The following is a 26,453-nucleotide window of genomic DNA, read 5'->3' as shown; positions in this document are numbered from 1 at the left end:
ATCAGAGGGAGTGTTGAAACATCAAAACACCACCTTAGAGTGATTCTACTTATATTTTAATAAATTAACGCGGTGAATAGTTGGAGTGTTTGGAAATAAACAAGCTGTCGAGACTTTCTCAACAGCCTAGAAAAATTTATGGGAAAACTTTTAGCTTCTTTAATATATTAATAATCCATCCAATGACAAGAAAACCCCCGACATACATTAGGAAAGTATAAAAAAAATTCCATGTTTGATCATATTTTATTGTTTCTACTAGAAGAGCCAGCCCTTCTAATCCCGCCATACCTCCGATGAATATGATATAGACCCAGAGAGGATTAATGCTTTTGTACACCAGCATATAGGTGAACCAGGCTCCGGCGATAGTGAAGATTCCTAAATCTAAAAATAAGGAATCAAGTAAAACAATCGTCGGCATATGATTCACTTTCCACAGTCCCATATGAATGCCTGCCTGGTTCAAAACAACCGCAATCAACGCGGTAATGGGTACCGTCGTATAAAAAATTTTGGGTGCTTTTTTATATAAGTAAATGCCTGTGATCCATGGAAAGATAAAGCCTACAATTATAATAAATGCCATTTCTACCACCTCATACTAGTACTGTGTCTTTTCTCATTTTTTATACTAGAAAAAGATAATGTTTCAAATCCACTTTTACCAGACAGTTTTAGGCATTCAATTTCCAGTTCAGAAGAGGATTTCAGAATACTATTTCCAACTTTTTTATATTATCTCGAAACTGAGTTTTAAAATATACTGCCCCACTCTTTAATAAAAAATGGAGACCATTCTTATTGAATAATCGCCCCCCGTTTCGTTAAGACTCGAATTCGAGATATGGAGCTCTAATCTTAATAAACTATGATTAGATCATTTATTTCAATTTCAAAACATTCTTCCTAGAGGGTATGATTAACCTCTATACTATGAGACAATACTTTATCACGATAATTTAATGGCTTAACACCCCTAAAGGAGAGTTTACCCTCATGTTTCTAATTGTTAGAACAATTGATGGGAAAACGGAAATTTTAAAGGATTCATATAGCCATTTATCCAAAACCTTTCCTTCTTCCATAGCAGCAGAAGATTTTTGTATAAAACTCAATCACTCAACTATTCCTGAGAAACACTGGAGAGTAGAGAGAAGTGAGTATAGTTAAGTAAGCAGGAGTTTCTGCTTACGTTTTTTATGCCACCTCTAAATGATATTGCTGTAAAGCCCCCTAGAGTTGAAGACTCGAAATCAAGATATATACGTTATCATATCTACTTTTACCATTGTAGTGAAATAAAAGTTTGTACACAAAATAAGAGGACAACGTTGTACGTTGCCCTCAAGGCCTAATAACTTTTACTCACCTTTAACATAGTATTGGCGCCTTTCTGAAACTCGTATGGAACCCTTACTTCTCTGACTGAATAACCATTACCCTTTAAGTATTGGATAACATGATCCAAATGTTCGTATCTATTTCCTGCTAAATCCACCAAAGGGAATATTCTCAATTCTTCTTTTGTAACTCTAAGCAATTCCTTAAGAGTGTCTATATGAAATTGCAAATCTAAGCGGTCAGCATAAGTAAATAAGAAATGTGCAGATAAAAGGATATCAAAATCATTATCATTAAATAACAATGATGGTAAATTAACTGGTATATATCGCTCGCTATTCTTTTTCATATCTTGAGTGCAATCAAGTAAAGCCTTTTCCCGATGCTCTTTTAACTGATTTATATCCTCAAAATAATCCCATACGTAATTACTTTTAGCCTTCTCCATGTGAGCCATGGCATGTTGAATATCCTCTTCTCCTTTAGCTTTAAGATCACCTACTGAATGATCGTATGCAATATCAGATGCGGTAATATCCAACCCTTTTGACTGACCAACGGCTGTAAATGAACAAGCACCCGATGGGCAATCCAATACTTTTTTCTCTTTCAAATCCTCTTCTGACAATAAAAACATGTCCATGTACTCTCCATAGGTTCGACCAATAAAAATAACCTTTTCCAGATCTAATTTTGTGCTCGTCTCTGCTCTGCTCATCTATACTCAACCTTTCCTAAAGAATATATTTATGGTAGCACAGAATTTGGAAGATTAAAAAACTCTTTCATTGCATTATTTGATTCCAATAATTCCATAAGCTCTATAAGGGATATTAAAAGTTGTACTCGCATGTTCTTCTAAAAATGTTTTAAGTCTAGAATTAAACTCGCTGATCTCTTCCTTGTTTAACGAGCCCCCAATTTCAGGACTAGCCTGTATTCGTCCCATCCACTTCTCTATGGAATAAGGTATGTTTATATCAAAAGAAAAAGTCTCAACACCAGAAAAACCAGCCTTGTATATATCCTCCACCCATTCGGGGAACATTTTGGTTTCGTTTGGTTTGTAGGCTGTAGAATTAAACTCTTCAATAAGGGTTTGAGTATGTAGTGCAATGGAATTTCTAGAAGGGAGCCATTCGTAATTTATAATTGCTAAACGCCCATTGTCTTCTAATACACGATAGACTTCTTCAGCAACTGTTAATTTATTAAACCAATGCCAACAGTAAACAGCCGTGATAACTTTATATGATGATTTCTCAAACGGAAGATGTTCCACGTTTCCTTCCAAATACTCGATAGGGAGTTGATCCTTTATATTGACTTGCTGGGCTTGATGGATTAATTCAGAAGATAAATCAATACCAGTTACTCTGCACCCCTGTCTAGCTAAATCCCTCGCGAACAAACCGCTTGCTGTTCCAATATCAAGTACATGTTGCTGTTCTATACCTACACTATATGACTTCAACCTCTCTAACAATTTAGGTCGATAAACATGACGATAGTTTAAGTATTCTTTTTCTGTTCCATCTAAATTAAGAATTAATAATCACTCCTTTTCTACATTCTATTTGCTCAAAGATGACGACTCTTATTAAGCAATTGCCCCCGTTTCTAAAAGACTCAGCTTCGAGATAAATTCAAAAAGGCAATATCTTGCGCCCTTTATTTTTAATTAGCAAGTATAAGGTAAATAAAATAATTCAAATAACTAATCTAGATGGCCAAGATGGATTTTAAGTCTAACTAAACCCTCATTCAACTCTTCAAGAGAAATTGTGGCAGCCATAGAAATTCTTAGATACTTATGAGTCGAAAATTTTCCACCACTGCTAAATCAATCCGAATGAAGAACATAAACTTGCTTCTTTTTTATTTCTTCCTCAACTTGAAGCCCGGTTGATTTACTGTTAATTGGAAGTTAACGAAAATAACTTAAAGGGTTTTCGTATTCTTCATCACTTATAGGAAAGTAGGAGTTATTGATTCGCAAATTAAATTAATTCAATCAGCATTAAAAGAAGAGGGAAAATAAATCTTGATTTCACTCGTTTTTAACTTAAACACAATGATCAGCATTGTGTTTTTGTTTTGTTTAATTTTTATACTTTTAGGGTATACAAATATTTGGATTTTTTTGGTATAATGATTTCACTTCTATAAACCAATTAGGAGCTGATAAACATGTACAGAATTATTCGACGATTAGATGATGGTGGTATTGAAACATTAAAGGACACCGGTACTACTACTCCTAAGACTCTCACTGATTATAAAGAAGCAAAATTATTAGCGAATAAACTAAATTCAATTGCACATGCTAGTACAATAGATTGGACAGTAGAAAGAATAAAGCACCCAGTGGAGTGAAATAGTCCACTGGGTGCTTAATTTTGCTGCTTCGAATTTTTCCTGCATTCACTCCTAGTTTAGTTTGTACTATTGTTCTAATCCTGCTACCCCCAAGTCCCCGGATCCATAATGAGTTGAAATCATGATTTCCGCTTTTCATCTCCTTAATTGTATTAAGGGCATTTAATAACCATAATTTTTTTCTCTTTGCATAATATAGACTCGCTCGCGAGCTACTGATGTGCCATACAAAAATACGTCTAACCCTCTAATAGTAAGGCGGTCCTTTTTATCTAATCCAGCTCTGGTAGGAAATATTTGCTTAACGCTTGCTGAAGTGTGGCTAAGGTTTCGGTCTGAGAATTGAAGGTAAGCCCGGTATTTAATACCTCTCGTACGATTTCTTTCCTTAAACCAGTAATGACCATTTTACAGCCCATCATATTTAAACCATCCATACTCTTCTTTAATTCGATGATAGATTCTCGATCCATTATTGCGACCCCGGATAAATCCAGAATCAATGTTTCTATGCTTAATTCAGAAACCTTTGTTAACACTTTATCTTGAAGAATTTCTACACGATTAGTATCCATTGTACCGATTAGAGGAAGTACGAAGATGGAATCATTAATAGGGATAATTGGTACAGAAAGATTTTCAACCAACTGTTGCTGAGTCTTAATTAATGCATCCTTATAGGTGGAATAACGAATGAAGAAGGTATTCAAAAAGTCATCTACACGATTATTAATTTCAGTTTCCAACTGAAAAAAATCCTCTATTTGGTTATTTTCGTTTCCCTTATAGTATTTTTCAATAAACAACCACAACGTTCTACGTATAGAATGGACCCATTCTAATTTGAATGATAGATCAATGGAGTGCGTGGCCCAGGCAATCCCCTCTTGTTCAGCGAATTTCCTCAATGATTTTTCTTCCTCATTAATGATATACATAACTAAGTTATGCGCATTGTTAACAAGGTCGATGTTCCCCACTCGCATGATTTCATCAATCTTATTTTGAACATTCACCGCTTCCGATAAAAGAGCTTGTTCAAAGGCCTTACTATTTTCCATAAAGAATTCTTTAAATCGCTTGGAGTAACCATAAGACTGTTCCATAGGTCTCGCCCCTTTCTCTATTTTTTAAATATAATATTTATAGAGGTTAGAAACAATGAACCTTCTATTCTCAATCCAGCCTTCTTGTAAGCCAAGTAATTCAATCATAAAATCCATAACACTGACCACCTCTCCTTAATACGGAAATATGTTAAAAAACAATCTCTCAAATTATATTCTAGTATAATTTTGTAGCCTCTTCTAAAGAATATGTAAAATTACAGATAAATAAAATCCAAACTTCCTATTTTTATTAGATAATCACCCTTAACCACAAGGCTTGATATCGAGATAACTTATTTTGAAAGACCATTAACCGATCTATCTGGAAGGATGAAACCGATACCTCTTATGTACTATATTCTACAAAATGGGAATTTTCCCTACTAGAATATTTAATTTGAAAAGATAAAAAACTCGGAGTATTTCCTTTTATCTCGAACTCAAGTCTTCAAGATAACTGCCCTTATCTTAAAGACTTGAGTTCGAGATAAACCCTCTCTTCTGAAAGATTTTTCATTTACTAATCGTTTCAAAAACGTTCGTTTTTGATAACGAGCACTCAATAATTAAAAATATATCTCTTTATATTACAAATCCAGTTTCAAAAGTCGTATCAAAAACAAAGTATCAATATGTACATCAAATAACCTTTTTGATAATATATAATTAACGAAATTCAAAAAGGAGTTACAAAATATGTTATTTGGGTATGCCCGAGTCAGTACAAAAGATCAAAATTTACATATGCAGTTTGACGCGTTAAAGAAATACGGTGTGGAAGAGAAAAATATCTATTCAGAAAAAATAACGGGAACGAAAAAAGATCGGCCGGCATTCACGGAAATGATGAAGTATCTACGGGATGGAGATACTGTGGTCGTTTATAAACTTGATCGAATAGGTCGTAGCACAAAACACTTGGTAGATCTAATCAACAACTTCCAGGATAATGGCATCAACTTTGTATCCATTAATGAAAATATTGATACTACAACAGCGATGGGAAAATTAGTGTTCACAATTTTTAGTGGATTAGCGCAGTTTGAACGTGACATTATATCTGAACGAACGAAGTCCGGATTGAATGCTGCAAGAGCTAGGGGAAGAAAAGGAGGTAGACCCAAAAAAGACCAATCCAAATTGGATATGGCCTTTCGCATGTATGATAGTAAGGAATATAGCATTAACGAGATATTGATGGCTACTGAAGTAAGTAGGGCTACCTTTTATAGATACCTAACTGAACGCCAGAATTTAAAACCTGAACATTAAAGTAATAAATCCTTTTTCTTACGCTTCCTTATCAGCCCTTTTTTGTTCGTTAATTTTTAGTTTTTTATCCTGATTAGCCTTTAATTCCTGTCTTTTTCTTCTTTTATCCATCTCCTTTTGATTTCGATAGTCAATAACTTTTTGTTTAATTTCTTCAGAGTTTTGATTGCGACTCATCATTCTAATAAAGAGATCTTCAACTTTATAACAAACTGTTCTATATATACCCAATACTCTTCCCCCCTTAATTGTTGATTGTTTTTCTTGCAACATAAAACCTTCTAACTAGCCATCCTAAAACAACTACCCCCATACCACCTGCAGCCTTTTGGTTATCTTCTCTTTTCTCCTTGTCGTATTCTTTCTTTCCACTATCGTAATAGTGTTCATATAGAACTTCAGCTTTTTCATATTCATGGGGTAATTCATATGTAGCACCACTTAATCCTAATTCATGTGCTTCATTTTTAATTTCCTTTATTTCTTGGTTTGAGTCAAAACCCTCTTTGTACCAACCTTCATACTTTTCTTTATCTAATGTTGGGCTTTCATATTTTAGCATTGTATAAGCTGCCTCATAACCTTGGTTGACATATTTATCTTTTAGTTCTTGCTGCCCCTTTTCATAACCATCTTTATATGAATCTAAATAAATATCTTTTATATCGTTTGGTTCATTGTTTTTATCTTTTTTTCCGTCTTCATTGCCCAGGGTGTAATATTCCTCTTTTTTTACTTCTTCAATCTCGGATATTCCTTTTTCATATCCTTCTTTATACGAAGCTTGAACCAAATCACTTCCTATATAAGCTTCAGGTACTTCAGTATTTAAACCTTCCTTAGCTGCATCATACCCAGTCTTAAAAGCTTCTTCTTTTTCATGATTCAGTTTTTTTCTACCTTCTTTTATCCCCTTTTGATAACCAGCTGTGTATCCATCTTCATAGGCATCTGAACCAGTGGTTGTTGTATTACTCTCATCTGTTTCATTATATCCATCAGATAAACCAGCTGCATAACCATCTTCTTCACCCTCATTCTTCTCCTGATCTGCAATTTCTTCCGGCGTAGGGCCAACAGGCTCTTCTGGCTCAGTAGTAGGAATAGATGTATTAGAAGAAGAACTGCTACTTGATGACGAACTTCCTCCATTATGATAGTGATAACCTGTACAAAGACCTTTTGCTATGGATTTTTCAGTACAGTTATGACCACCATTACTATCTGTTCTTCCTGAATGGGCCTCTACAACATTTTGAAATGAAAACAGCAGCAAAACCACAGTTAATAAAATGTACAATTTTGTCATATTATTCCTCCTTTGGGCAATAGGTATTAATTTTTCCGAATTGATAGGTGTTTAACATACATAATTAAAATTTTAGAGATTAATTGAGAAATATTTAAGTTTTTTATTATGAACCTCAAAGGTAGCCTGATCCTAATTAGAGACAGGCTATAGTTAAGTTAGTGCCCTAATATCAGAAGTCTTTGAAGTAAACTATTAACATCTTCATTATAAAGTTCTTCTATAAAGGAAAAGTAGCTCTTTTTTCTGTAATTAAAACCCGCGTGTGCAACTGGAGTTCCTAGCTGAAATCCTTTATCTTGACTGAATTTTATAAACCCTTTAAGAAATTCATTAAGTTCATCAACTTTTTCATAAAATGAAATAAAAGTTGTTGAGTCTTCGATATTTAAGTATTCAGAAATCTCACTATAGTATTTTTCTCGATCTATATTTCTTAGGGGGGTGTAAATTACTGCATTTATGTTTTGTCTTTGAGCTAGGTCATTTCTAATCTGCTCAATGTTTATTTTTACTCTATTACAACTGACCCTGACATTCTTATTGGGGGTATCCAGGACTGTATAATTTATTATAGTTTGAGCAATTTGACTGTTATTTTGAAATTTGTATTCAATATTAATTTCATTATTAGTATAAATGTTCTGAATGAATGCATTGATAGTATCGGTGTCGGCATCTATAGGATTATTAGATTTATTTTCATGTTCTTTTTTAATTTCTATTAGTCTTTCAACAGTATATGATTTTTCATCATCATCAATGATATCGTGGTGCGTAGGACACAATATAATTAAATTTTCAAATCCATGGCGTTCTTCATCACTTTGTAATGGATCATATCTTGGTCCACGTTCATTTCGCGCTTTTATATGACATATTTTTCCGGTAACTTTTCCTTCAGGTGTAACTAAAGACTCTGTGCATTTCGAAAATGCACACTGATTTTGTGATAAAGAAAAGAGTCTTTTTACTGTTTTCATTCTAGGGTTTTTTAATATTTTATTTTTTTCTTCCACTTCTTCATTCCCCAAATTAATTCCTCCATTGGTTCTTTTTTACTTTTAAAAGTCTCGCATATCTTGCTAAAGTTTTAGTAGTTCAGCATTTTATAAAGGCATTAGCATACCTGTATAACAAAAAGTTTTAAAAGTGGACCCCAAAAAAGATGATACTGCGGAAGTACCGTCAATCATTCCTATCGAAGTATTCGACTGCGAACCTGATGTTTTTGAAGAAATCCTTCCGGCCCTCCTCATCTAAAGCGTGGGCTTTTTCTATTACTTGACACAGGAACTCTCGTTGCTCATCATTCAATCCGTTAACCATCGTCTTTGTGGTTTCCGGAAATAAATCACTCACCGTGATTTCTAAAGCTTTGGCAATCGCAAATATCATATTTGGCTCCGGGGCATTCCTACCTTTCTCATATTGTGAAATTGTATTGTGTTTCACCCCGATCAAATCTCCAAGCTCTTTCTGCGTCATTCGCCTCATCTTACGGTATTTCTTGATATTAGCGCCCACTGTTTCATCTATATTCATATCATCACCCCTCCTAATTTTATCGCAAGGCGGGATTGCAGCTTAAAAATACAGACCCCATAAAGGCATTAGCATTCTGACATTCCATTTTTTTCAATAAAAAAACAGACTCTTCAAGAATGTGTTTCAGCTGAATAGCTCCTAAATTCTAATACGTAATTTACTGTCCACTACAACAGAATCAGGTGCATACTTAGCTAATATTTCATTTAATTCTTTTTTGCTATCAGGGGACATAAGAGGGCTACACAAGATTTGTAAATCTTCAAAAGCTTCTTCTTTTAGTGGTAAATCAATAAATTCCCTTTCTTGTCTAGTTCTTAATTTTTCCAGAAAAAGTTCTCTACGATTACTCAATCTATTTATATTTTTAATCTCCTTTATATTAAAAGGGTATGAACGTAACCTGTATCTCCATTCTCGCTGTTCCTCCCATTCCACTCTTTTAAAAATTCCTAAATCTTTTGTCCTTATTTCAAAGTGCCCTCCAGGAAAGGTTCTGAAAACTTTTGGTTTTAACAAATAATCTTGATCAGTATATGTAACCCTAAATAAATCTACAGTAGAAGGAACGAACGAAATGTTTTCTCTTTTCATCAAATCCCATAAACCTATATTATATTCATCATCTCTTTCTATTGGTTCACCGTGCAAACTAAAATTACCTCTTATTCTCTCCGTTTTAAAAATATCAGGTTTCATTCTTAATCTAATACCATCATTTCCTCTTGAATAGTTCCATAGAAGAAGCGACTCGTTGGAATTGCTTGTCCAACTGCTTATATAAACAAACCTCCCCAACTTTTGAATATCTTCTGTTTCTCCCTCTTCTAAATCATCATCTTACTCAAGCTAGATAACCTAAAGGTTTTGTTATTTAAGATAAGTTTCAACGTTTCTAAATTTGTGTAATGGTAAAGATAATCCACCATAAAATTACCTTCTTTCAATTTATATATTGATGAAATCTACCTCTTATATTATAACAGGTAAAATAGCCCTATATTTACAATATAAGTTAAATAATTTCAGAGAGATTCCAGATTAAAATATACAAAAAATTGACGAGGTACAGGCGAACACTTCACCTAAAAACCCCGCCAAATCAACGATGTATAAAATCATGTATGGAATTTTTTTATTAATTTTCAAAAACTAACTGTTATCAACCTTTACACTCTGTTCCCGGATTACATAATCCATCTTACAGGAAGTCAATTACGAATATTTATACGATACCATTCACAAAACAGAATACATGGAAAAAGCTAACACTGAAAAGATTAGGGGGGTTCAGCCACGGAGTCGCCATTATAAATAATACGCTTCCTCTTTCTATTCTATAGGTGGGTAAGATACTTCCTCCCCTTGAATAGTAATTGTGTAAGGTTCTCTATCCTTCACTTTTTTTAACAAGGACACCATTTCTAATGAATATCTACTTACACCTTCCAAACGAACATGATAAGCATTATTGGATTCCCTTAAATTTATACCTACTTGTGCATCTACTTTATTAATAAGCTCGTAAGCATAGGACCAATAAGAACGATCATTATCATAAACTCTCTTACAAAGTTCTGTAGCCGTTAAACAAAACTGTGATGCCAATTGGTTAGGGTCTGTTATATCAGCAAATGTTACAAATGACCTTACTCCTTCATGACCACCTTCGGTAGAGGTAGTAAATGAATTTAAGAAATTCTCCCTGTCAGTTAGATGTCTTAAACTGGCAATATCAACCTCTAAATTCGTAATAGTATCACTCTTTACTACATTATAAACAGTTTCTTCAATTTGCTTTAACTTCTCTATATCAACTGAGTCTTGATATAAAGTCTCATATAGCTTTTCATAGGTGTGCAGCCTAATATAATTTACTCTAACAGACTCTCCATTACCAACCGATATTGATTTTTCTTGAGGTGGTGTTGATTCATTATTTATTGGATTCTCACTCCAATCTATAAACCACATATTTGGAATTATTGGTTCAGTTTCAGCATCTAGTATTTGTTTAACATTATATAAAATGGACTTAATATTATCGTCATTTAAACCGTACCCAATAAATATAACTGGATGCTCCATGAAGTAAGTGAACAACTTCGCTATAAGATAAATTTGCTTTTCAAAAAAGTTTTTATAATCTTGTTTCTCTATGACTATTCCACTTAAATCTTCAACCGATCCATGTATTTTCAAAATATGTCCTATGTCTGTAGCCTTTTTCTCACGTATAACTTTTTGACCCACAATGGCTTCGTATTTTGGGAACAATTTCTCAAGGAGGGTATCATAATTAGTAGTAATTAATGCTTGCGGATTAAGTCTTCTTATTAATTTAATTTCTTCTCTCCATTCATTTACATCAAGGTCAAACTTATCGGTTAAGTCTTTCAAGATCGTAGATATCTTATGTTTTAGAAATATACTTTTTGATCTTGATGTAAATAACTCTGGGGGGAACAGACTTTCATTTTCGCGATTTTCCCAAGCATAATTCCGATAATATTCAACCAGTTCAGAGGCAATTGCTGCATTATCTCCCTCATGTTCTTGAATAAAATATTCAATAGGCAAACTGATATTGGGGTTTTCATTTATTAGTTGCTCCAACAAACCTATCCAGCTTGGTGAACCTATGTATCTACGAGAGAAACCTGAACCTACAAATAATATAGGTCTACTTTTCATATCTACAATGTAACGTTTCAAGTAGCTCAATGTATCATCTAAATATATCTCGTAATTTGAAATTCCAACGGTCATAAATTTTTCTCCTTTCCACTAAACTTCCCATATAATACCATTGTACCAGTTATCCTATTAATTTTTTCTTACCGTTTATTAAAATTAAGCGAGGTCTACGAAGGTGACTCTCTTTATTACAAAAAAACATTATTACATTTATGTGATACTGTACAAATGTAATAATGTTATATAAGAAATTATCTATTATAGCCCTTTATTTCAATGCTTTTTTATGTTTTCTTTCCTTTTCTTGAAATTTAGCTAAGTCTTTTTCGGCTTTATTTCGCAAAACATTATTCATCCATTTTGTCATGAAAAATAACCCCCATGTAACCAGCAAGAAAAGAAGAAACAGAACAGCAAATTCCCTATAAAGTATAGAAAGCAAAATCACCAAAATGGAGTTAAAGATTAAGAAATAAAACATGAACTGGTCAAACTTTTTTCTTTTGTCATATCCTTCACCGATCTGCTTTTCCAATCGTTCTTTATACCAATCATTGAAACTCATTGGTTCCCTCCTAAAATGTATAAATTTATTTTCACATTAATGAATGAGCATGATATTACATAAATGGTATAAACGGTATGTATTTCAGGCGCTCTGTGTTGCATCGAAAAGGCGTTTCATGGACAATCCCCTTTCTCACTTCAACACAGAGCTTCCTAAAAACACTTAATTGGTTACATTGTTTTTTTCTAATTCATCCGCAAGAATACGTATCCCTTTAGGACTCAACCAAATGTCCCCTTCAAACTTTTGGTTATAAGGTGTAATTTCTCCTGTGACCGCACAAGCCGTTTGAACCTTATATTTCTGCAGAATCACTTGGTCATGATCCACAAAAATTTCTATAGGGTCTTTGATATTCATATCCAGAGTTCTTCTTAATTCCTTTGGAATGACCACTCGTCCTAATTCATCAATCTTACGTACAATTCCTGTGCTTTTCATTGTTGCTACTCCTTTCAAAACTTAAGTTTTATACCCCGTCACTTAAGTGACGGTTCTGTCCATCAATACTGATTAAACTCCATAGCGTCGGCTTTCCATTCTCCATTTTCCTCAATCATATCAACTTTCAATATGGATTTTGCATCACTGGGGACTCCATTAAAAGAAAGTACATTCGTAAATGTCATAAATACGGTCTGTTGGGAGCTTGAATACTCCCCGTAATAAACGTCTAATTCTTGCACATTGGATTCGATACTCTCACTCTCGTACTCTCCATCTTTTGCCGTGTCTTCAAAACTTAAATCCTTCATGAGTTGATCTGTGACATATGGACGAACGTCTTTTTCAATAGGATTCCCGTTGTATTCAAAGTAGGCTTCTACAAATTGTTCAGCTGCATCCCCAGCTTCTTCATGAATGGTATCCGTAGAAGGAACGTCGGAAGGGCGATTCTCTTGATTTTCTTGCTCTTTTTCCAGAGCTTGAACTTTTTGTTGAGCTTCTGTTCGTTCTTTTTTCAATTCTTGATTATTTTGGGTCACCACAAGCAGAAATACCACAAGAATAACGGTGATGATCCAAGGGGCTTTTTTCATAAATTCCCTCCTATAATCCCAAGGCTTCCGCAGGATCGAGAAATTCAGAGCCGTCTTGATAACGGGGGCCTGTGCTATATTCTAAATGCAAGTGAGGGCCTGTAGATTGACCGGTACTCCCACACATGCCGACTTTGTCCCCCTGATCGATGGAATCTCCTGTGCTGACGTTTAAAGAGCTAAGGTGACCATAGACGCTATATTCCTCATCATTGTGTTGAACCACCGCATAATTGCCTAATCCTCCATTAGAATGAACAGCTTTAGAAACCACACCATCTTTCACACTGTAAATGCTATCAGAAGGGGAGCAATCAAAATCTAGACCGGTATGGTGACTTCGATCCCCTGATATCGGATGCGTTCTCCATCCAAAATCGCTGGTGACCGCGACATGCTTTAAAGGTAATGCCCATTCTCCTTCAGAACCGGTAAATTCCACGGGACTTGAGTCAAAACCATCCAAATAACGCATAACATTCTCCACGTAATCAACGTCCCCGTAATTGTCCCATCCGAGTTCAGATTCTTTTTGCTCACTAAAGGCAACGGCTACCTCTCGACTGTATTCTCCGTCATTATGCTCTTGCACATAATCAATAAAACCACCGCCAAAATTATAGGCTTGAAGGGTTAATTTCACATCATAGTCTGCTCTTTCTAAGACTTCTGCAAAATATCTCACCCCTACATCAATCGAACGTTCGGGGTCTTTAATGGTATTGGGAGGAAGACCAATTGACTCGCTCGATTGCATCACATCGGGAAGTCTCCCCCCTGACTCCTGCATGGTTTTAGCCATCAGCAGCTCTACATAATCCTCAACTCCGTACTTTTCTGCATATTTTTCAAATAAAGGTCGGTAACGCTCGACAGCTTCGGAGACCTGGGCGGTTCCTTGTTCCGAAACCAGCCCATACTGAGCCTCATCTTCTTCATTCATTGTCACCATAAAGAGAAGGCTGATAATGGATCCAAAAACGAGAATAAAAAAGAGGGCAATAATAAGGATGATCTTCTTCAAAAGAATGCCCCCTTAATTCGAATGGCTGCGGTGAATCCGAACAGAATCCCGTTCCATCGTCTTCGACTCCCGTTTGGACGAGTGTCTTCGAGCCTGTTCCGGCTTCACCTGAGACGTTCGATTCACTTTGACTTCCCGGTGCCGGTGTTTAGAAACGCTTGGAGTACGCATGGTATCCGATTGCTTTGTAGTCTTAGACGGCCTTGTATGTTCTTTTTCTGTTGAGGGATGGGTGGATCGATCCCTGTCGGTGTTTGAACGGTCTTGTGAACGAACATTCTCCCTCGTAGAGGCCGCCTGCTGGCGTTCCTTAGAACGGGCAATCTCCTCTGTTGAATAGATGGAAGTGGTTCGATGCTTGCTGTGGTCTCGACTAGTTGATTCGGTCCCCTGTGAGGAATGGTCCATCGGACGAGAAAACCTTCCCATTTTCCGATCTTCAATCTGTTGTCGGGCTTCCCATTGGGTAATGGGCTTATTCTTTTCAATATGGTAGCGTTCTCGAATCTCTTGACGTTCTTGGTGAGATAAACGTTGATGTTGAGGGGTTCGACTCATGCGTTTTCGTTGGTTCTTTGTATCGGCAGACTCTTGATTTTTTCTTTTCTTCTGTTGCGGATTTCTTGTTTTCTCTAATTCCTGACGGTTATAGACGCCCATGGGCAAAGACGAATTGGTAGAAGAAGCATTCGATGGGTGGGATTCCTTCGGCTCTTTTACATGTTCTGATGATTCAGACGTTGGCTTTTGCTTTTCTTGTTGAGGTTGAGTGGTTCGTTGGCTTCTAGCTTCTCGATAACCCGAAAGATCAACGACATCTTTTGTCCTTTGATCTGATCCTTGTTGACCATCAGAAGTTTGAGGGGTACGTTGCTCGTCACGATCTTCAAGCTGTTCTCCTGCAAAGGCGGCTCCGGCTCCCCGAATACCAGCATAAGCAGCTGCCACTTGAGCTCCTTGATACACCCCATGCCGAATTTTTTCCGAAGGTTCCTTAACGGTCTTATCATACACGCGACTAGCCGTGTTCATATCCACGCTGGCGACTTTTCCAGCTGTGATAAATTCAATCATCTTGTTGCGATACTTAATCATTAAGATTAAAAGAACACTGGTAATAATTGCATTCAGCATATACATTTCCGTAGATGTTGCCGGAAGCATTCCTTCTGTGATATTCACGATCATAAAGGTGATTAAAAGAATGATCCCTACAAATATCTTCATAGCTCCGACGGCGATTAAACGACCAAACGTATACCATCCACTATTCGCAAAGCTCGGAAGGATGGAGATCAGGAAACTCACAGGTAAGATCAACGCAATCAGTAACATTAGCACTTGCAATAAGAAACTCACAAAAGCCACTAACAATAAAGGAAACCCTAAAACCAACGCAAAGAAAAAGGAGAACGCACTTACCGCAATCTTTCCATAGATGGTCGATATGCTCATGCTGGTATTCCCTAGTTTATCAACTTCTCTTTCGGCAATTTCCTCTCTTTCGGAGTACCCCTTCTCAGTTAAAGGGGTGGCTACAAGATTGGTTATCCGGTTGCTATCATCAGCTGTGATGGTGTCTTCATTGGTGGTCCCGTAGTTCATCGCAAGGTAGGGATTATAAACGGCTAAATCAAAGTAAGCATTGCGTAATAACGCTTGGGAGGCTTCCATTCCGTTGGATTGGTCAATATCTTCTGTGGTGAGGAAAGCTCCGGCTGACATCACAGCCCCTTGGGCTTCATTACTGATGCTATTCATCGTTTTTAAGAAGTAACTGGATTGAGAAAACCAAACCCCAGCCACCACAAGCACACAGATTAACTTCAACGAAGATTGACCAGCTTTCATGCCATTACGTTGAGCGACATAGAAGAAGAACAGTTGAAGGACAGCAATCACAAAAAGAGCCACTCCAAAATTATCATAGAGCACGCCCCACAATTCTTCACTCGCACTCCCAATATCGTCCGCAAACTGATTGACAATCTCCAAACCATATAATTCTCGTAAACCCGCATCTACGATATTGGCAACAAGTTTGGTCATGCCAAAAAACATATTCGCAATCCCATTCATCATCTTATCGAGTTCATCCAGACTAAAGGGATTCCAACTTTCCTCAAAGTGAGTGGTCGCTTGGTATTGCTCCAGTTCATATTGTTCAGATTTTAATTCCACACCCCCTTGTTCCTCGGTCTTTGGGTCAACCTTAGGAGCAGCAAACACACTGTCCAATGGCACAGAAACTAAAAAGCAAAATACAAGCAAACCAAGAATGAGCCTCGAGGAGTCCTTCATGTATATCCTCCTTTCTACGAGTCTTCCATGTTCTCTGTGTAATCAGGTTCCATACTATTCAATTGTTTTTTTAAGTCATTACTAGCGTTAATTTCATAACCATTATCACTAGATTCATAAAGGGAATCAGCTTCATGATCGGAACGTATCATATAAGCTATTTTGATATACTTCCCATCTTCATAGACGGCTATTTGAGCATCTTCTCTTTCTAGGGTTTCAATATCTTTTTTAACTCCTGGCTCTTGTAGAGACTTATTTTCTTTCTCTATAACTTCCTCAATTTCTTGATCATATGAGGGGCTACAAGCTCCTAACGCAAGAGCCCCTAAGAGAACCAATACAAGCCATTTCTTCATTGCATAATTTCCTCCTCTGCTTTTGCGGAGTACGATTGATCCACCGTTTTAAAAGCTTCTCTCCATTCTTCAAACAAGCAATCAATCGCTAGTTTTCCAGTGCGGCCATAGAAATCGGTAAAGAGACAATGTCCTTTTGTCATGTTTTCTAGTAGCTTTCGGTTCTCTTCGACGTTTTCTAAGTTCATAAAGGAAAGAATATCTTCTCGTTCTGCCCCTTCATCAAAGGCGAACTTGGCCCCAAAGTTCCCGACATCATCATCACTTTCTACATCACTTACCGATTGCGTCACAAAATAGAGTTGATTGCTGTAGGAACGGCCAATGCGTCTCATCGACTTCACGAGTTTTTTACCGCCACGGGCTTTCGTCAGCATCCATGCTTCATCAAAAATGATCGCTGTTTTTTCTTGTTTGCTTCGACTGCCAAACTTCTCACAGAATTTAGCCAAAGGGATCATCAAGCAAAGACTTTTCCGTTCACTATCGCTATAAAAATTCGGATCATCCGCAGCTTCGGGTAAATCCAGCCCTTGGATTTGAAGCACGTTGATCTTATTTCCTAAACGCAACCCCTCATACGATCCATCGGAAAAGATCAGCTGCAGAATCGAGTTCTGGACAATCTGAAACAAAAGGTCGCCCGCATTTCGAACGTTGCGGTTTTCACTTTCCTGTAGACGTTCCACCACATGCATCATGCCTCGCTGCTGTCCCTTGGCTCGTTCTTCAATCACCTGTGTTAACGTTTTTAGCAGCTCGGTTTTGACGTCATCTTTGCCGTTCATATCATAGATTTGTTCGATAATCCCTTGAGCTGTATCCTTGGCTTCATAACCTTCTAAAAAACAAATAGGGTCTAATACGCCATGATTGGAAGGAATAGAAGGATCGAGCGTCACATAACGAAAGGAACGAATCAATTTGGTGAATAAAGGGTAATTCACCCGGATCTCAGGGTCTTCAATCGCCTTTGTAAAATTTTCTTCAATTTCATTCTTCGGATCGGTAATCAGTACATTGACCTTGAGAAAGGAGAGGTACATCATAATAAGCTTTACAAGGAAACTCTTCCCTTTCCCGGTCTGTCCTGTAATCGAAATATGAGGGGAGTCTGTGGAAGCTCCCTTGATCCCTTCATTCGCCATAAACGGATGAAAGAGGGAGATATCACGACTCGAGGCCACCGATTCCTCCAAATATTTCTTCCCGATGCCTTTGGATATGCGGCCAAAGTAAAACCCGATGTTAGACCCTAGTTGGTTACTCACCCCAAAGAGGTTTTCTGCAAACCCCGTATGGGTCGTCTGCTGAACCCAGTTCTTTTCAAATTTTAAAGGTTCCCCATGTAAGAACTTATAGAAAAGGGGGAGTTGATCAGCGATCGGACGTACGCAATAAATTTCCTGATCCTTTAAGGAAGTAATTAAATGATTGGCTCGTTGCTTACACTCCGCTTTTGTTTGGCCCGACACCACAAAAGCCGAAACCCATTCCATAAAGATTTCCTCATTCCCTTTAATGCCGGACTGTAAGCGATTGAGATACTGATTATAGCGTACAAGCTTATCGTCCACGTCTTCCCCAGCTTCCGCCATATCCTTATCAGTTTCTTTAAAGCGTTGCTTCGCAAAGCCAATTTTTCGCAACGATTGATCTTTATCTTTATATCTCGCTTTCATGTGCAACTCGACGGGGAAGGGAAAATTCTGCGCTTTTTGGTAAAGGTGCGTATATTCTAAATCACTCGGTAACTCATCAGCGACAATAAAGCTAATGTACGATTCTCCTTCGGTCGTTTGAAGCTTTAAAAATCCCATGTCGGTAGGATCAATAATCGCATCCGTGATATTCGTGGCTCCCCGTTTTTGCTTTTCTTCTTCGACCGCATGGTGAATATCACGAATGAAGTTATAACGGTTCACGTAAATCAGCTGGTCTTCTGTCAACCTTCGCCCATCGACCCGAATGATTTGTTCAAATAGCTCTTGCTCAACCTCTTGAAATCGATCAAAAAATTCGTCGGTTAATTCGCGTTCCAGCCCAAACCAGTGGACGATCGAATCGGTCACGTTAGCAAACGCGTGTTTAACCATCCCTCGCATATCCTCAGATTCATCTAACAAATTGGTTTTCAAGCGAACCCCTAATACAAAATCCGCATCGGTGATAAAACCAAGCTCATGTTCCAGCATCTTCATCGTTTCTTGGTTATAATACTGACCAATTTCTTTGGTATCCTCCGAGAAGTCACGCTCTAAATATTCAAAACGTTTTTCTAAATCCATCGACCGAGGATACATTTCTAAATGGATCTCACGGTATTTGGCCAACTGTTCAAACAGCTGCCGATAGGAAGCCTTATGATTCTCTAACTTTTCGTAATTCGCGACGGGTATGACGCTCGGAGAGATTCGGTAATACGCCCAGATTTCCCCGCTTTTCGTTAGCATGAGGTTGTCGTGTACGGTTTTGATCGGAGTTCGAAGTTGCATGAGCCTTCCCTTCTTTCCGTTGAATAATGGTCTTCTCAAAAGTGATAGCTTTTGTGTGGCTATAAAGCACTTCTTCATCATTGGCTATGCGTTTCTTCGGGAGATACCATCCAAAGAAGTACCGCATAAAGTCATACATGAAATAGTGGATACGCTTCCCATTAAAAGACTTCTTCAATAAAAATCCGGATAAGAGATACGGAATCCCTACATATAAAACCAGCGTTAAACCAGACATGATTGATCCCACAGCGTTGACCACATCACGGAACAGAAGCATAATCCCTAGGATGACACAAGCGACGGTCACCCGTAAGAGGGCGATGCCGTAAGGGAGTCGAACATCGCCAATCCGGTATAAGGTGATTGGATGTTGAAACACTCGTTTGTAATTGTAAGTGACTTTCATGGTTAACCTCCTGTTACATTCCTCCATATGCCCTCAATATTCTCTAGCATGCCATCAGGGTTACCGACGGCGAAAAATACAAGCGCCGCAATGATCATAAAGCCTATCAATTTCCCCCAACTTTGTCGGACAAGGTAGAAAACCGCAAAGATGACTAACACAATGGCAACTGCATTTCCTCCTTCATTGACAGCCCAATCTTCAATCCCATCCAAAGTAGGCAACGTACCAAACACCACAGTATTCATCATTTCAAATAAATTCATCATGATTGACCTCCTAATGTATTCGTAAATTCGTTCACGTAAAAACGGCCGTCTTTTTTCACAATCTCTAACGTGAATCTCTGCTGGTGGCGGGATTTAATATCTTCATCTTCAAAGGTAGCTCCCGTTTTCACGGTATACTGTTGCTCACCCTCTTGATAAATTGTAGGATCATCTAAAGAGACAAAAGATTGAAGCCCTCCTAAGGTTTGCGGATCATCCATGACGTACTCCATATCCTTGGGCTCCCCACCGGCATAGTCGGTAAAGAATTCTTGCAGCCATGCTTTGACTTCCTGAACGTCCTGCGTGTTGACTTCCTCTTGACCTTTCATGGAATCCTGTATTTTTTCACCTTCTCCATTCAAGGAAGGAATATGGGTGAAATAAGGGGGTTCCACGACACTATATTGGCGTTGCTCGGCTTGGATTGGAAGGTTGAGTAAGGCTGATTTTGAATGCTTCGTTTCTTCCCCCTCCGATTCCTTCTTGCTGCCTTCTTTCTCCCCTTCTTCTACAGTGACATTTGTGTAATCCACGCGATACTGTAAAACAATGCGACCCTCATGCTCCTCAATGTTATAAAGCGTCTTTTCATCAAGGGTTCGATACCCATTGATATTTTGATAGGAGGGTAAGGGGACACCTTCGGCATAATAACTGTCTAATCGATCAAGAAGTCCCTGGCGTTCCTCTCCATCTTGAGGAATATGGATATACGCATCCACAACTTGATCCCCATAAACTTCTATTTCTTCTCTAGAATACAAACCGTTGGAGGATCCGACACTGGCTTGGACTTCTTTCAATTGCTCGGTATTATCCTTACTGTAAAGCAAGGCATTTCCCGACCGAATGAAAGCTAAAGGGGAAGCGATGACGAGCAAAAGAAGTAAAGCCCATAAGAGAACACGCAGCCCCTTTTCTGAAGAACGTTTGGCTTTAGGGAGCTTTCGGCTATCTTTCTTTGGCTTTTTAAATTGAGAGAAAAAACGTTGGAGTTTGGACTTAAGGGCTTGGATCGATGCCTGCATATACCTCACCTTCCTTTTAAAAGTGAAACTTTTGTTTTAGGAGCTAAAGGATCTAAACCTTCTAAGGGGTTTCTAAAATAAACGATCCGACGCTTGGCCCGTTCCTTTACCGATTTTTGAAAAACAGCAAATTCTCCTGTGGTAAACTCTTTAATTTGGTCAGGATGGACATAAAACCGATTCACATTACGAGTGGTGCCTTTTTCACTTTTGAAATCAAGTCGTTTAAACATCGTCCCTTTGTTTTCTAGCTGGTGGGTGATGTCTATATCTTTAAAAGTACCGATCACATTGGATGCCTTTTCTGGAGAAGAATCACTATTGGAACGCCCGAGGAAAAAGGTGTTCACGTTATCAATGACCTGTTGAGAAATGTCATGACCTTGAAGAGTTAGATCAGCAAAAGATTGAATCCCAATCACGGCTCTAAAATTAGCACTTCTAGACCGAGCCACAATATCGACAATGGTACTTGACCCATAAGCCCCAAATTCATCAAAAACTCCTGTAATGCCCTGATTCTGCTGTTTTCCAAACTGTTGTTGCACCACGTTGGATATATCAGCAATCACGAAACGAGCAAAACGTTTCATGAATTCGGCATAGCTTAAGGAGTTAAAGGAGAAAACCACACTTTCACCTTTTTGCACGATATCCATAAGATCAAGTCCATCTTCGGTATCGTCTAACAAATGGCCGAGTTCCGAATACAACAGCTTTTCCAGCTGAGACTGCATCCCTCGAAATAATTGACTCGTCTGATCTTCACCGTTTAAAATGGCTTCTTCTTCCTCCTCGGAGAGGATTTCCTTATCAAAGAAATACATCATATACTTTTTAGATCGCTCAGTTTGTTTGGTGCGCTCAATGACTTTTTCTTGAACTTTGTATTCCATAGACTCTTCGGAAGAGGGACCACTACTCATAACACCTAGAATGTCGTCGATTTTAGCCTGATCAGGAACGGTTTGTTTTACAGGAACTTTTTCTTGAATGGTTTCTTCCACGGTTTCATAATCCTTGGTGAGCACCTCATAAATGCGAGGAATGGATAAATATTTCGTCACATTCTCAAGATCACGTTTAAAGCCATAATCATCCAGAAAATGAATCACTTTCTGCAATTGGTTTTCTGCTTCATTTTTGTAAAATTCATTGCTCCAATCAAAAATCGCCATGATCCGGTCGGTAACGCTTGTGCGGTTTCCATTTCGAATCGGATTGTATTTCAGTTGGGTATGCTCAGAGAAGACATGCAATTTCCTTCCGTAATAATCACATAAAGACTGAAGCTCTTGGATCGTTTTGGGATCTCCTTTGCCATCAATGAAAAAGACCGTTTCTCCATTCATCAAAGTGGGCTCCACTAAAGAATAAGAAACAATGGTTTTACCACTCCCAGTAGTACCCTGCAGCAAAACATGCTGATTCATTTCTTTTAAGTCCATGTGAGCTGCTTTTCCATATTCATCAATGCCTAGCAAAACATCGGTAGTCCGTCCTTCTTTCTGAATCTCAGCTTTTTTAGCCTTCCGATACTTGGCCTGCACTTTGCGGTTCAAATGATATCGCTGGTTAAAGATAGAATAATAGTCTTTGGATGCACGATACTCTAAAATGGCATCCTCCTTAGGTTTAACCACTTTTCCTTTAAAGAACTGATACACACTAAGGAAAATTCGAGCAACCACAGTAGCAGAGGAAAGAATCAAAACATAAGAAGCAACACTCATTTGAAAAGCTTCCCCTTGATTAACTGCTGCTTGAACCGGAGCAATCAAACTCTCCATCCCAAACAACGAAAACATAAAGGGAATGTATTGAAACAACTCGGTCCATCCGGCCACATAAACGGTCAGAGCAAAAGTAAGGCCACCTAGAAGACTACCGTACGTCAACCATCGAACTTTCTTGGTACTTAGGGTAAGACCAAAAAGCAAAAGAGCTACTAAAACAACAGGAAAGAGCACCACCAGGAGAGCAACACCTAAAAGAATCCCTGCAATCACTCCCACAACCTCTAAAACATCCTGATCTTCCTTTTCATGAGCCAAATAGAATCAAACCTCCTCGCTGTCAATAACCTCATGTAACATCAAGAATTGAATATCTACGCCAACCCCCTTTGCAAAAGATTCCACATGGTTACGAATGCCTTCATCTTTACAAATGTAAAAAACTTTAGCGTAAGTACTTTCTTCCAAAGAATGCTTATACTGTTTAATTTTCTTCTCAATACGCTGATGGGTTTTACGATTCAGCTCTACTTCAAAAGCAAAAGGTTTGTCTCCAAAAATCAATAAGAAGTCAGGAACCTCTTTGGATAAATGTCTGAGCTTATTCGGCTTCTTGACCTCATCGTACGATAAAGACAAAAACGCTTGACGTGTGATCTCCCTCTCTGTACGAAACGTCACCGAATGACTTTTTTCTTTATACTGTTGCATCAAAGCATGCACAATCTCATTCACCGTCAAATCATGCTGTAATTGCGAATAAGAAGAACTTGCCCCCGTCATGATCTGACCAACATATTCAGAACCTTTCTTCGTAATCCCGCTAACCTTTCTTCTTCCAAACGACCTTTCTTCGATAAATCCTAATTCTATCAGCTGCTGCCTTCCGCGCCTTATCGTATTAACTCCCATGTAACTCAAAAACTTCTCCAGCTGACGATTCGTAATCACCCCAAACCGATCAATCGTCTCTAATACTTCCTTCCGTTTTTCACTTAAAAGAAAATCCATATTTAACAACCCTCTCTATATCAATATAAGCACCTCCAAATATATAGGAATAATTTTCCCTAAACAATAAAACACCACCATAACATTAATAAACAAACCACTTAACTACCACTAAACACCTATAAAATCACCACTACACTTTATAAAATCCCCCACTCTCACATCTCTTGAACTTATCTCTTGAACTTATCTCTTGAACTTATCTCTTGAACAATCTCTTGAACTATCTCTTGAACTATCTCTTGAACTATCTCTTGAACTTAATCCCTCCCTCACCTTACTCACTGAAACTAACTTAACCAATAACACTACACACTTAGATCTAAAAGTATTATCTTTTGCTCTCGTGACCACTCAATCGTTGACGTAGTGATTGAGTGGTCACGAGAGAGTTTGTTAGATAATACTTTTAGATCGGTATTCAACCAAGAAGTAAAAGGAAGAATCACTACCCATAAAAAACCAGTTTATCACCATATTTTATCCAAATACTACCATAGAAAAATTAGCCTAACAAGGGATGTTTTTGAAATTTTACAATTAATTAAAAAATTGCGAAATCTTAAGATCAAAAGTATTTATATCCAAATTTTCCGAAGCACCTAACAGATCTGTGAACGTATAAGAAAACTTAGTGAGAATGTAATTTATAAAGAGACACACAAACCCAGGAGAGTAAAGATATGTATTGGCAGACTGGCCTATTAATTTTTCAACAAATCATCGGGGTCCTACATCGTTTTTCATATTCGATGACCCATTCTTCAAACGGAAGGAAGAACCACTTAAAAACATATTCTAACGACTGATCCTCAAATAGAAAGGCTTGGTACATAGATCTCCAGGTCACTCCATCACGAATAAGCTTTTTACGCAGCTGTAAAAAGCACTTGAATAGAACTTCTCGACTGGCAATGTATGTTTTTTGACCACGGCCTTTGCCTTTCACTACTTTCATAAGCTTTTTGGAACGTTTGAATACTTCCTTTAAAGAAGAGACAGCCATCCCTAAACGTTCCGCTAACTTGACTTGGGAATCACAAATAAACACATCCGTTAGCTCTTTTTCAGAGCTTGTATGTACTTTTAGATAGTCTAAAATGTCTTGTTCCCATTCGTCATAATGAGAGCGTTCACGGTCTTCTCTCGCTTTTTTAAACTTATACCATCCTTGACCGGCAGCAAGGTTAATCGATTGATCGGTCCATTGACCGATTAACCCTTGAATATACTCCTTCTTGGCTCCTTTGTAGCGCCCCGAGTACGCCGACTTCATGGTACGTGTAAACTCTCTTGGGCTCATGGGGTTTTCTAACTGAGAGTTGAATTGATCTAACTCATTAAAAGCAGCTTCATATGTACGGCCACTGGCATAATTCGCAATGGCCAGCGTCAACAAGGCATTATTGCGACTGTTCATATAGTGTCCTTGTTCGATATGAGTAGAGTTGAGAAGCGCCCGATACCATTCTTGATGGATCTGATCATTCTGATTGGGAGCATAGACCACGTGGAAAGCTCCTTTGCGCTTTCTTTTCTCATACGCTTTGGACCATTCGATAAAAGCAGCGGCGGACGTCGTTTGCTGATCATCAAAATAAAGAATGTTTTTAGGATTAGGGATCCGGTAAAAACCAAAAGGATTACATCCTGGATCAATCGGCACATGGCTGGCCAATGCTTCTTTGATGTTCGCGACAATACGATCAGCCACTTTGAGCACCTGATAATTACTGGCTTTCGTTAGAAACATCGGGGTTTCCAGGACAAAATAGAACTGATAGCCTCGAGGCGTTTCTAAAATGGCATTAGGAGCCGGCAATCCTTCTTCTTCACACGCTAAGAAAAACGCAAACAAGTCCGTATTTTTGGTATCAATATCAACGACAAAGGCATTGATTTGCTTTAAATTTTCTTTCGTATGGCCTTGAATGATACGTTCTTTAAAATCTATGTAGGTGCCGCCTAAAAACGTGTTAGGGGTCCAATGCGTCAGCTGGCGGGATTGGGTATGTAACGTCTCATAAGAGGTAACGATATGTCCTTTTCCTTGCATCAAATCCTCTTTGGAAGGGGAGACAAAAACCACTCCCCTCTTCTCAAAGTCTTGTTTATAAGCTTCATGCTGTTTGGGCAGAGATGCTTTGGAACCTCTCGGTTTATAGGTTTTTAAACTACGATGAGTAATAAATTCGATCACGCGGGATACATCCATAACTGACCCTCCTTTTTGAAAATGGCATACAAAAAACCGTTACAAGCGTTAGCCCGTAACGGTCTTCACCATTGCTTTAAATAGAAGGGTTTTGCAGAATTTACCATCTTTAAAATTGCATAAAGAAGCCGAAAATTCTTGCACAAAAAGGAATGATATTATATAGTAAAGTATATAATATATCCCAAACCATGATGTGTGAGAGCAACATGGTTCCTATTTAAAGCTAGCGTTGGTTGGAAGCCTGTGGGCTAGCTTGATTGAAAAGAGTGTTGTTGTCAGCAACACTCTTTTTATTTATGTAATTGTTTGTCTTCTTTTCTAGTAATCTATCGAA

The 26,453-nt window shown here is 37.9% G+C and carries 25 protein-coding genes; 2 read left to right on the top strand and 23 right to left on the bottom strand.

Features of this window, described 5'->3' with window-relative positions:
* Positions 1-136 precede the first annotated feature (136 nt).
* From HUS26_RS19815 to HUS26_RS19805, 3 genes are all read right to left on the bottom strand, one after another.
* Positions 137-589, bottom strand: a complete 453-nt coding sequence (locus tag HUS26_RS19815; protein WP_173918975.1) for a hypothetical protein — start codon at positions 587-589, stop codon at positions 137-139.
* Positions 590-1,354: 765 nt separating this feature from the next.
* A complete protein-coding gene (locus HUS26_RS19810; RefSeq protein ID WP_173918974.1) occupies positions 1,355-2,062 on the bottom strand; it encodes an SAM-dependent methyltransferase in 708 nt (235 codons plus the stop codon).
* A 75-nt stretch (positions 2,063-2,137) separates the two neighbouring features.
* Positions 2,138-2,818 (bottom strand): class I SAM-dependent methyltransferase, encoded by a 681-nt coding sequence (locus tag HUS26_RS19805; protein WP_173918973.1) that lies wholly within the window; start codon positions 2,816-2,818, stop codon positions 2,138-2,140.
* A gap of 716 nt (positions 2,819-3,534) precedes the next feature.
* On the opposite strand from HUS26_RS19805, the gene HUS26_RS19800 reads away from it, so the two are divergent.
* Positions 3,535-3,720, top strand: coding sequence for a hypothetical protein (locus HUS26_RS19800; protein ID WP_173918972.1), 186 nt, complete (start codon positions 3,535-3,537; stop codon positions 3,718-3,720).
* Positions 3,721-3,995: 275 nt separating this feature from the next.
* On the opposite strand, the gene HUS26_RS19795 is transcribed toward HUS26_RS19800, so the two are convergent.
* Positions 3,996-4,829, bottom strand: coding sequence for an STAS domain-containing protein (locus HUS26_RS19795; protein ID WP_173918971.1), 834 nt, complete (start codon positions 4,827-4,829; stop codon positions 3,996-3,998).
* Between the two features lie 699 nt (positions 4,830-5,528).
* Between HUS26_RS19795 and HUS26_RS19790 the strand changes: the two genes are divergently transcribed.
* The gene (locus tag HUS26_RS19790; protein ID WP_173918970.1) at positions 5,529-6,104 is read left to right on the top strand and encodes a recombinase family protein; all 576 of its coding nucleotides are present in this window, start codon (positions 5,529-5,531) and stop codon (positions 6,102-6,104) included.
* Positions 6,105-6,122: 18 nt separating this feature from the next.
* Here HUS26_RS19790 and HUS26_RS19785 read toward each other — a convergent pair whose 3' ends face one another.
* From HUS26_RS19785 to HUS26_RS19700, 19 genes are all read right to left on the bottom strand, one after another.
* Positions 6,123-6,374, bottom strand: coding sequence for a hypothetical protein (locus HUS26_RS19785; RefSeq protein WP_173918969.1), 252 nt, complete (start codon positions 6,372-6,374; stop codon positions 6,123-6,125).
* Positions 6,349-7,413, bottom strand: a complete 1,065-nt coding sequence (locus HUS26_RS19780; protein ID WP_173918968.1) for a YHYH domain-containing protein — start codon at positions 7,411-7,413, stop codon at positions 6,349-6,351. The genes HUS26_RS19785 and HUS26_RS19780 overlap by 26 nt, the downstream gene beginning before the upstream one ends.
* Before the next feature lie 158 nt (positions 7,414-7,571).
* Positions 7,572-8,447, bottom strand: a complete 876-nt coding sequence (locus HUS26_RS19775) for a hypothetical protein (protein ID WP_173918967.1) — start codon at positions 8,445-8,447, stop codon at positions 7,572-7,574.
* Between the two features lie 154 nt (positions 8,448-8,601).
* The gene (locus HUS26_RS19770; RefSeq protein WP_173918966.1) at positions 8,602-8,958 is read right to left on the bottom strand and encodes a helix-turn-helix domain-containing protein; all 357 of its coding nucleotides are present in this window, start codon (positions 8,956-8,958) and stop codon (positions 8,602-8,604) included.
* A gap of 141 nt (positions 8,959-9,099) precedes the next feature.
* Entirely contained in the window at positions 9,100-9,660 is a 561-nt protein-coding gene (locus HUS26_RS19765; protein WP_254434320.1) for a hypothetical protein, read from the bottom strand.
* A 633-nt stretch (positions 9,661-10,293) separates the two neighbouring features.
* Positions 10,294-11,730 carry an SIR2 family protein gene (locus HUS26_RS19760; protein ID WP_254434319.1) on the bottom strand — a complete coding sequence of 479 codons (1,437 nt, stop codon included), beginning with the start codon at positions 11,728-11,730 and terminating at the stop codon, positions 10,294-10,296.
* A gap of 196 nt (positions 11,731-11,926) precedes the next feature.
* Entirely contained in the window at positions 11,927-12,223 is a 297-nt protein-coding gene (locus HUS26_RS19755; RefSeq protein ID WP_173918965.1) for a hypothetical protein, read from the bottom strand.
* Between the two features lie 165 nt (positions 12,224-12,388).
* Positions 12,389-12,667 carry an AbrB/MazE/SpoVT family DNA-binding domain-containing protein gene (locus HUS26_RS19750; RefSeq protein WP_173918964.1) on the bottom strand — a complete coding sequence of 93 codons (279 nt, stop codon included), beginning with the start codon at positions 12,665-12,667 and terminating at the stop codon, positions 12,389-12,391.
* Between the two features lie 62 nt (positions 12,668-12,729).
* Positions 12,730-13,266 (bottom strand): hypothetical protein, encoded by a 537-nt coding sequence (locus tag HUS26_RS19745; protein WP_173918963.1) that lies wholly within the window; start codon positions 13,264-13,266, stop codon positions 12,730-12,732.
* A gap of 10 nt (positions 13,267-13,276) precedes the next feature.
* Positions 13,277-14,290 carry a lysozyme family protein gene (locus HUS26_RS19740; RefSeq protein WP_254434318.1) on the bottom strand — a complete coding sequence of 338 codons (1,014 nt, stop codon included), beginning with the start codon at positions 14,288-14,290 and terminating at the stop codon, positions 13,277-13,279.
* A 12-nt stretch (positions 14,291-14,302) separates the two neighbouring features.
* Positions 14,303-16,591: a CD3337/EF1877 family mobilome membrane protein gene (locus HUS26_RS19735; protein WP_173918962.1), complete on the bottom strand. Its 2,289-nt coding sequence runs from the start codon at positions 16,589-16,591 to the stop codon at positions 14,303-14,305.
* 14 nt (positions 16,592-16,605) lie between these two features.
* A complete protein-coding gene (locus tag HUS26_RS19730; RefSeq protein ID WP_173918961.1) occupies positions 16,606-16,950 on the bottom strand; it encodes a cystatin-like fold lipoprotein in 345 nt (114 codons plus the stop codon).
* Positions 16,947-18,449 (bottom strand): ATP-binding protein, encoded by a 1,503-nt coding sequence (locus HUS26_RS20115; RefSeq protein WP_256371088.1) that lies wholly within the window; start codon positions 18,447-18,449, stop codon positions 16,947-16,949. Before HUS26_RS20115 ends, HUS26_RS19730 begins: the two co-directional genes overlap by 4 nt.
* Positions 18,450-19,311: 862 nt before the next feature.
* A complete protein-coding gene (locus HUS26_RS20110) occupies positions 19,312-19,854 on the bottom strand; it encodes a conjugal transfer protein (protein WP_254434317.1) in 543 nt (180 codons plus the stop codon).
* Between the two features lie 2 nt (positions 19,855-19,856).
* A complete protein-coding gene (locus HUS26_RS19720; protein ID WP_173918959.1) occupies positions 19,857-20,120 on the bottom strand; it encodes a TcpD family membrane protein in 264 nt (87 codons plus the stop codon).
* A complete protein-coding gene (locus HUS26_RS19715; RefSeq protein ID WP_173918958.1) occupies positions 20,120-21,154 on the bottom strand; it encodes a conjugal transfer protein in 1,035 nt (344 codons plus the stop codon). Before HUS26_RS19715 ends, HUS26_RS19720 begins: the two co-directional genes overlap by 1 nt.
* Positions 21,155-21,159: 5 nt before the next feature.
* Positions 21,160-23,169 carry a type IV secretory system conjugative DNA transfer family protein gene (locus tag HUS26_RS19710; RefSeq protein ID WP_173918957.1) on the bottom strand — a complete coding sequence of 670 codons (2,010 nt, stop codon included), beginning with the start codon at positions 23,167-23,169 and terminating at the stop codon, positions 21,160-21,162.
* Between the two features lie 45 nt (positions 23,170-23,214).
* A complete protein-coding gene (locus HUS26_RS19705; protein ID WP_173918956.1) occupies positions 23,215-23,901 on the bottom strand; it encodes a replication-relaxation family protein in 687 nt (228 codons plus the stop codon).
* A 712-nt stretch (positions 23,902-24,613) separates the two neighbouring features.
* Positions 24,614-26,116 (bottom strand): primase C-terminal domain-containing protein, encoded by a 1,503-nt coding sequence (locus tag HUS26_RS19700; protein WP_173918955.1) that lies wholly within the window; start codon positions 26,114-26,116, stop codon positions 24,614-24,616.
* Positions 26,117-26,453 lie beyond the last annotated feature (337 nt).

The organism is Halobacillus sp. Marseille-Q1614, assembly GCF_902809865.1.
Taxonomy (GTDB): Bacteria; Bacillota; Bacilli; order Bacillales; family Halobacillaceae; genus Halobacillus_A.
Note: the sequence above shows the minus strand (reverse complement) of the source record. Positions and strands in the feature narration are given on the sequence as shown.

Coding starts and splice junctions, on each gene's coding strand:
- HUS26_RS19765 (WP_254434320.1), bottom strand. CDS start 9,660: ATGAAACCTGATATTTTTAAAACGGAGAGAATAAGAGGTAATTTTAGT.
- HUS26_RS20110 (WP_254434317.1), bottom strand. CDS start 19,854: ATGAAAGTCACTTACAATTACAAACGAGTGTTTCAACATCCAATCACC.
- HUS26_RS19795 (WP_173918971.1), bottom strand. CDS start 4,829: ATGGAACAGTCTTATGGTTACTCCAAGCGATTTAAAGAATTCTTTATG.
- HUS26_RS20115 (WP_256371088.1), bottom strand. CDS start 18,449: ATGGAATGGGTTTCGGCTTTTGTGGTGTCGGGCCAAACAAAAGCGGAG.
- HUS26_RS19790 (WP_173918970.1), top strand. CDS start 5,529: ATGTTATTTGGGTATGCCCGAGTCAGTACAAAAGATCAAAATTTACAT.
- HUS26_RS19745 (WP_173918963.1), bottom strand. CDS start 13,266: ATGAAAAAAGCCCCTTGGATCATCACCGTTATTCTTGTGGTATTTCTG.
- HUS26_RS19800 (WP_173918972.1), top strand. CDS start 3,535: ATGTACAGAATTATTCGACGATTAGATGATGGTGGTATTGAAACATTA.
- HUS26_RS19760 (WP_254434319.1), bottom strand. CDS start 11,730: ATGACCGTTGGAATTTCAAATTACGAGATATATTTAGATGATACATTG.
- HUS26_RS19750 (WP_173918964.1), bottom strand. CDS start 12,667: ATGAAAAGCACAGGAATTGTACGTAAGATTGATGAATTAGGACGAGTG.
- HUS26_RS19730 (WP_173918961.1), bottom strand. CDS start 16,950: ATGAAGAAATGGCTTGTATTGGTTCTCTTAGGGGCTCTTGCGTTAGGA.
- HUS26_RS19720 (WP_173918959.1), bottom strand. CDS start 20,120: ATGAATTTATTTGAAATGATGAATACTGTGGTGTTTGGTACGTTGCCT.
- HUS26_RS19770 (WP_173918966.1), bottom strand. CDS start 8,958: ATGAATATAGATGAAACAGTGGGCGCTAATATCAAGAAATACCGTAAG.
- HUS26_RS19815 (WP_173918975.1), bottom strand. CDS start 589: ATGGCATTTATTATAATTGTAGGCTTTATCTTTCCATGGATCACAGGC.
- HUS26_RS19705 (WP_173918956.1), bottom strand. CDS start 23,901: ATGGATTTTCTTTTAAGTGAAAAACGGAAGGAAGTATTAGAGACGATT.
- HUS26_RS19810 (WP_173918974.1), bottom strand. CDS start 2,062: ATGAGCAGAGCAGAGACGAGCACAAAATTAGATCTGGAAAAGGTTATT.
- HUS26_RS19755 (WP_173918965.1), bottom strand. CDS start 12,223: ATGAGTTTCAATGATTGGTATAAAGAACGATTGGAAAAGCAGATCGGT.
- HUS26_RS19700 (WP_173918955.1), bottom strand. CDS start 26,116: ATGGATGTATCCCGCGTGATCGAATTTATTACTCATCGTAGTTTAAAA.
- HUS26_RS19715 (WP_173918958.1), bottom strand. CDS start 21,154: ATGCAGGCATCGATCCAAGCCCTTAAGTCCAAACTCCAACGTTTTTTC.
- HUS26_RS19780 (WP_173918968.1), bottom strand. CDS start 7,413: ATGACAAAATTGTACATTTTATTAACTGTGGTTTTGCTGCTGTTTTCA.
- HUS26_RS19735 (WP_173918962.1), bottom strand. CDS start 16,591: ATGAAGGACTCCTCGAGGCTCATTCTTGGTTTGCTTGTATTTTGCTTT.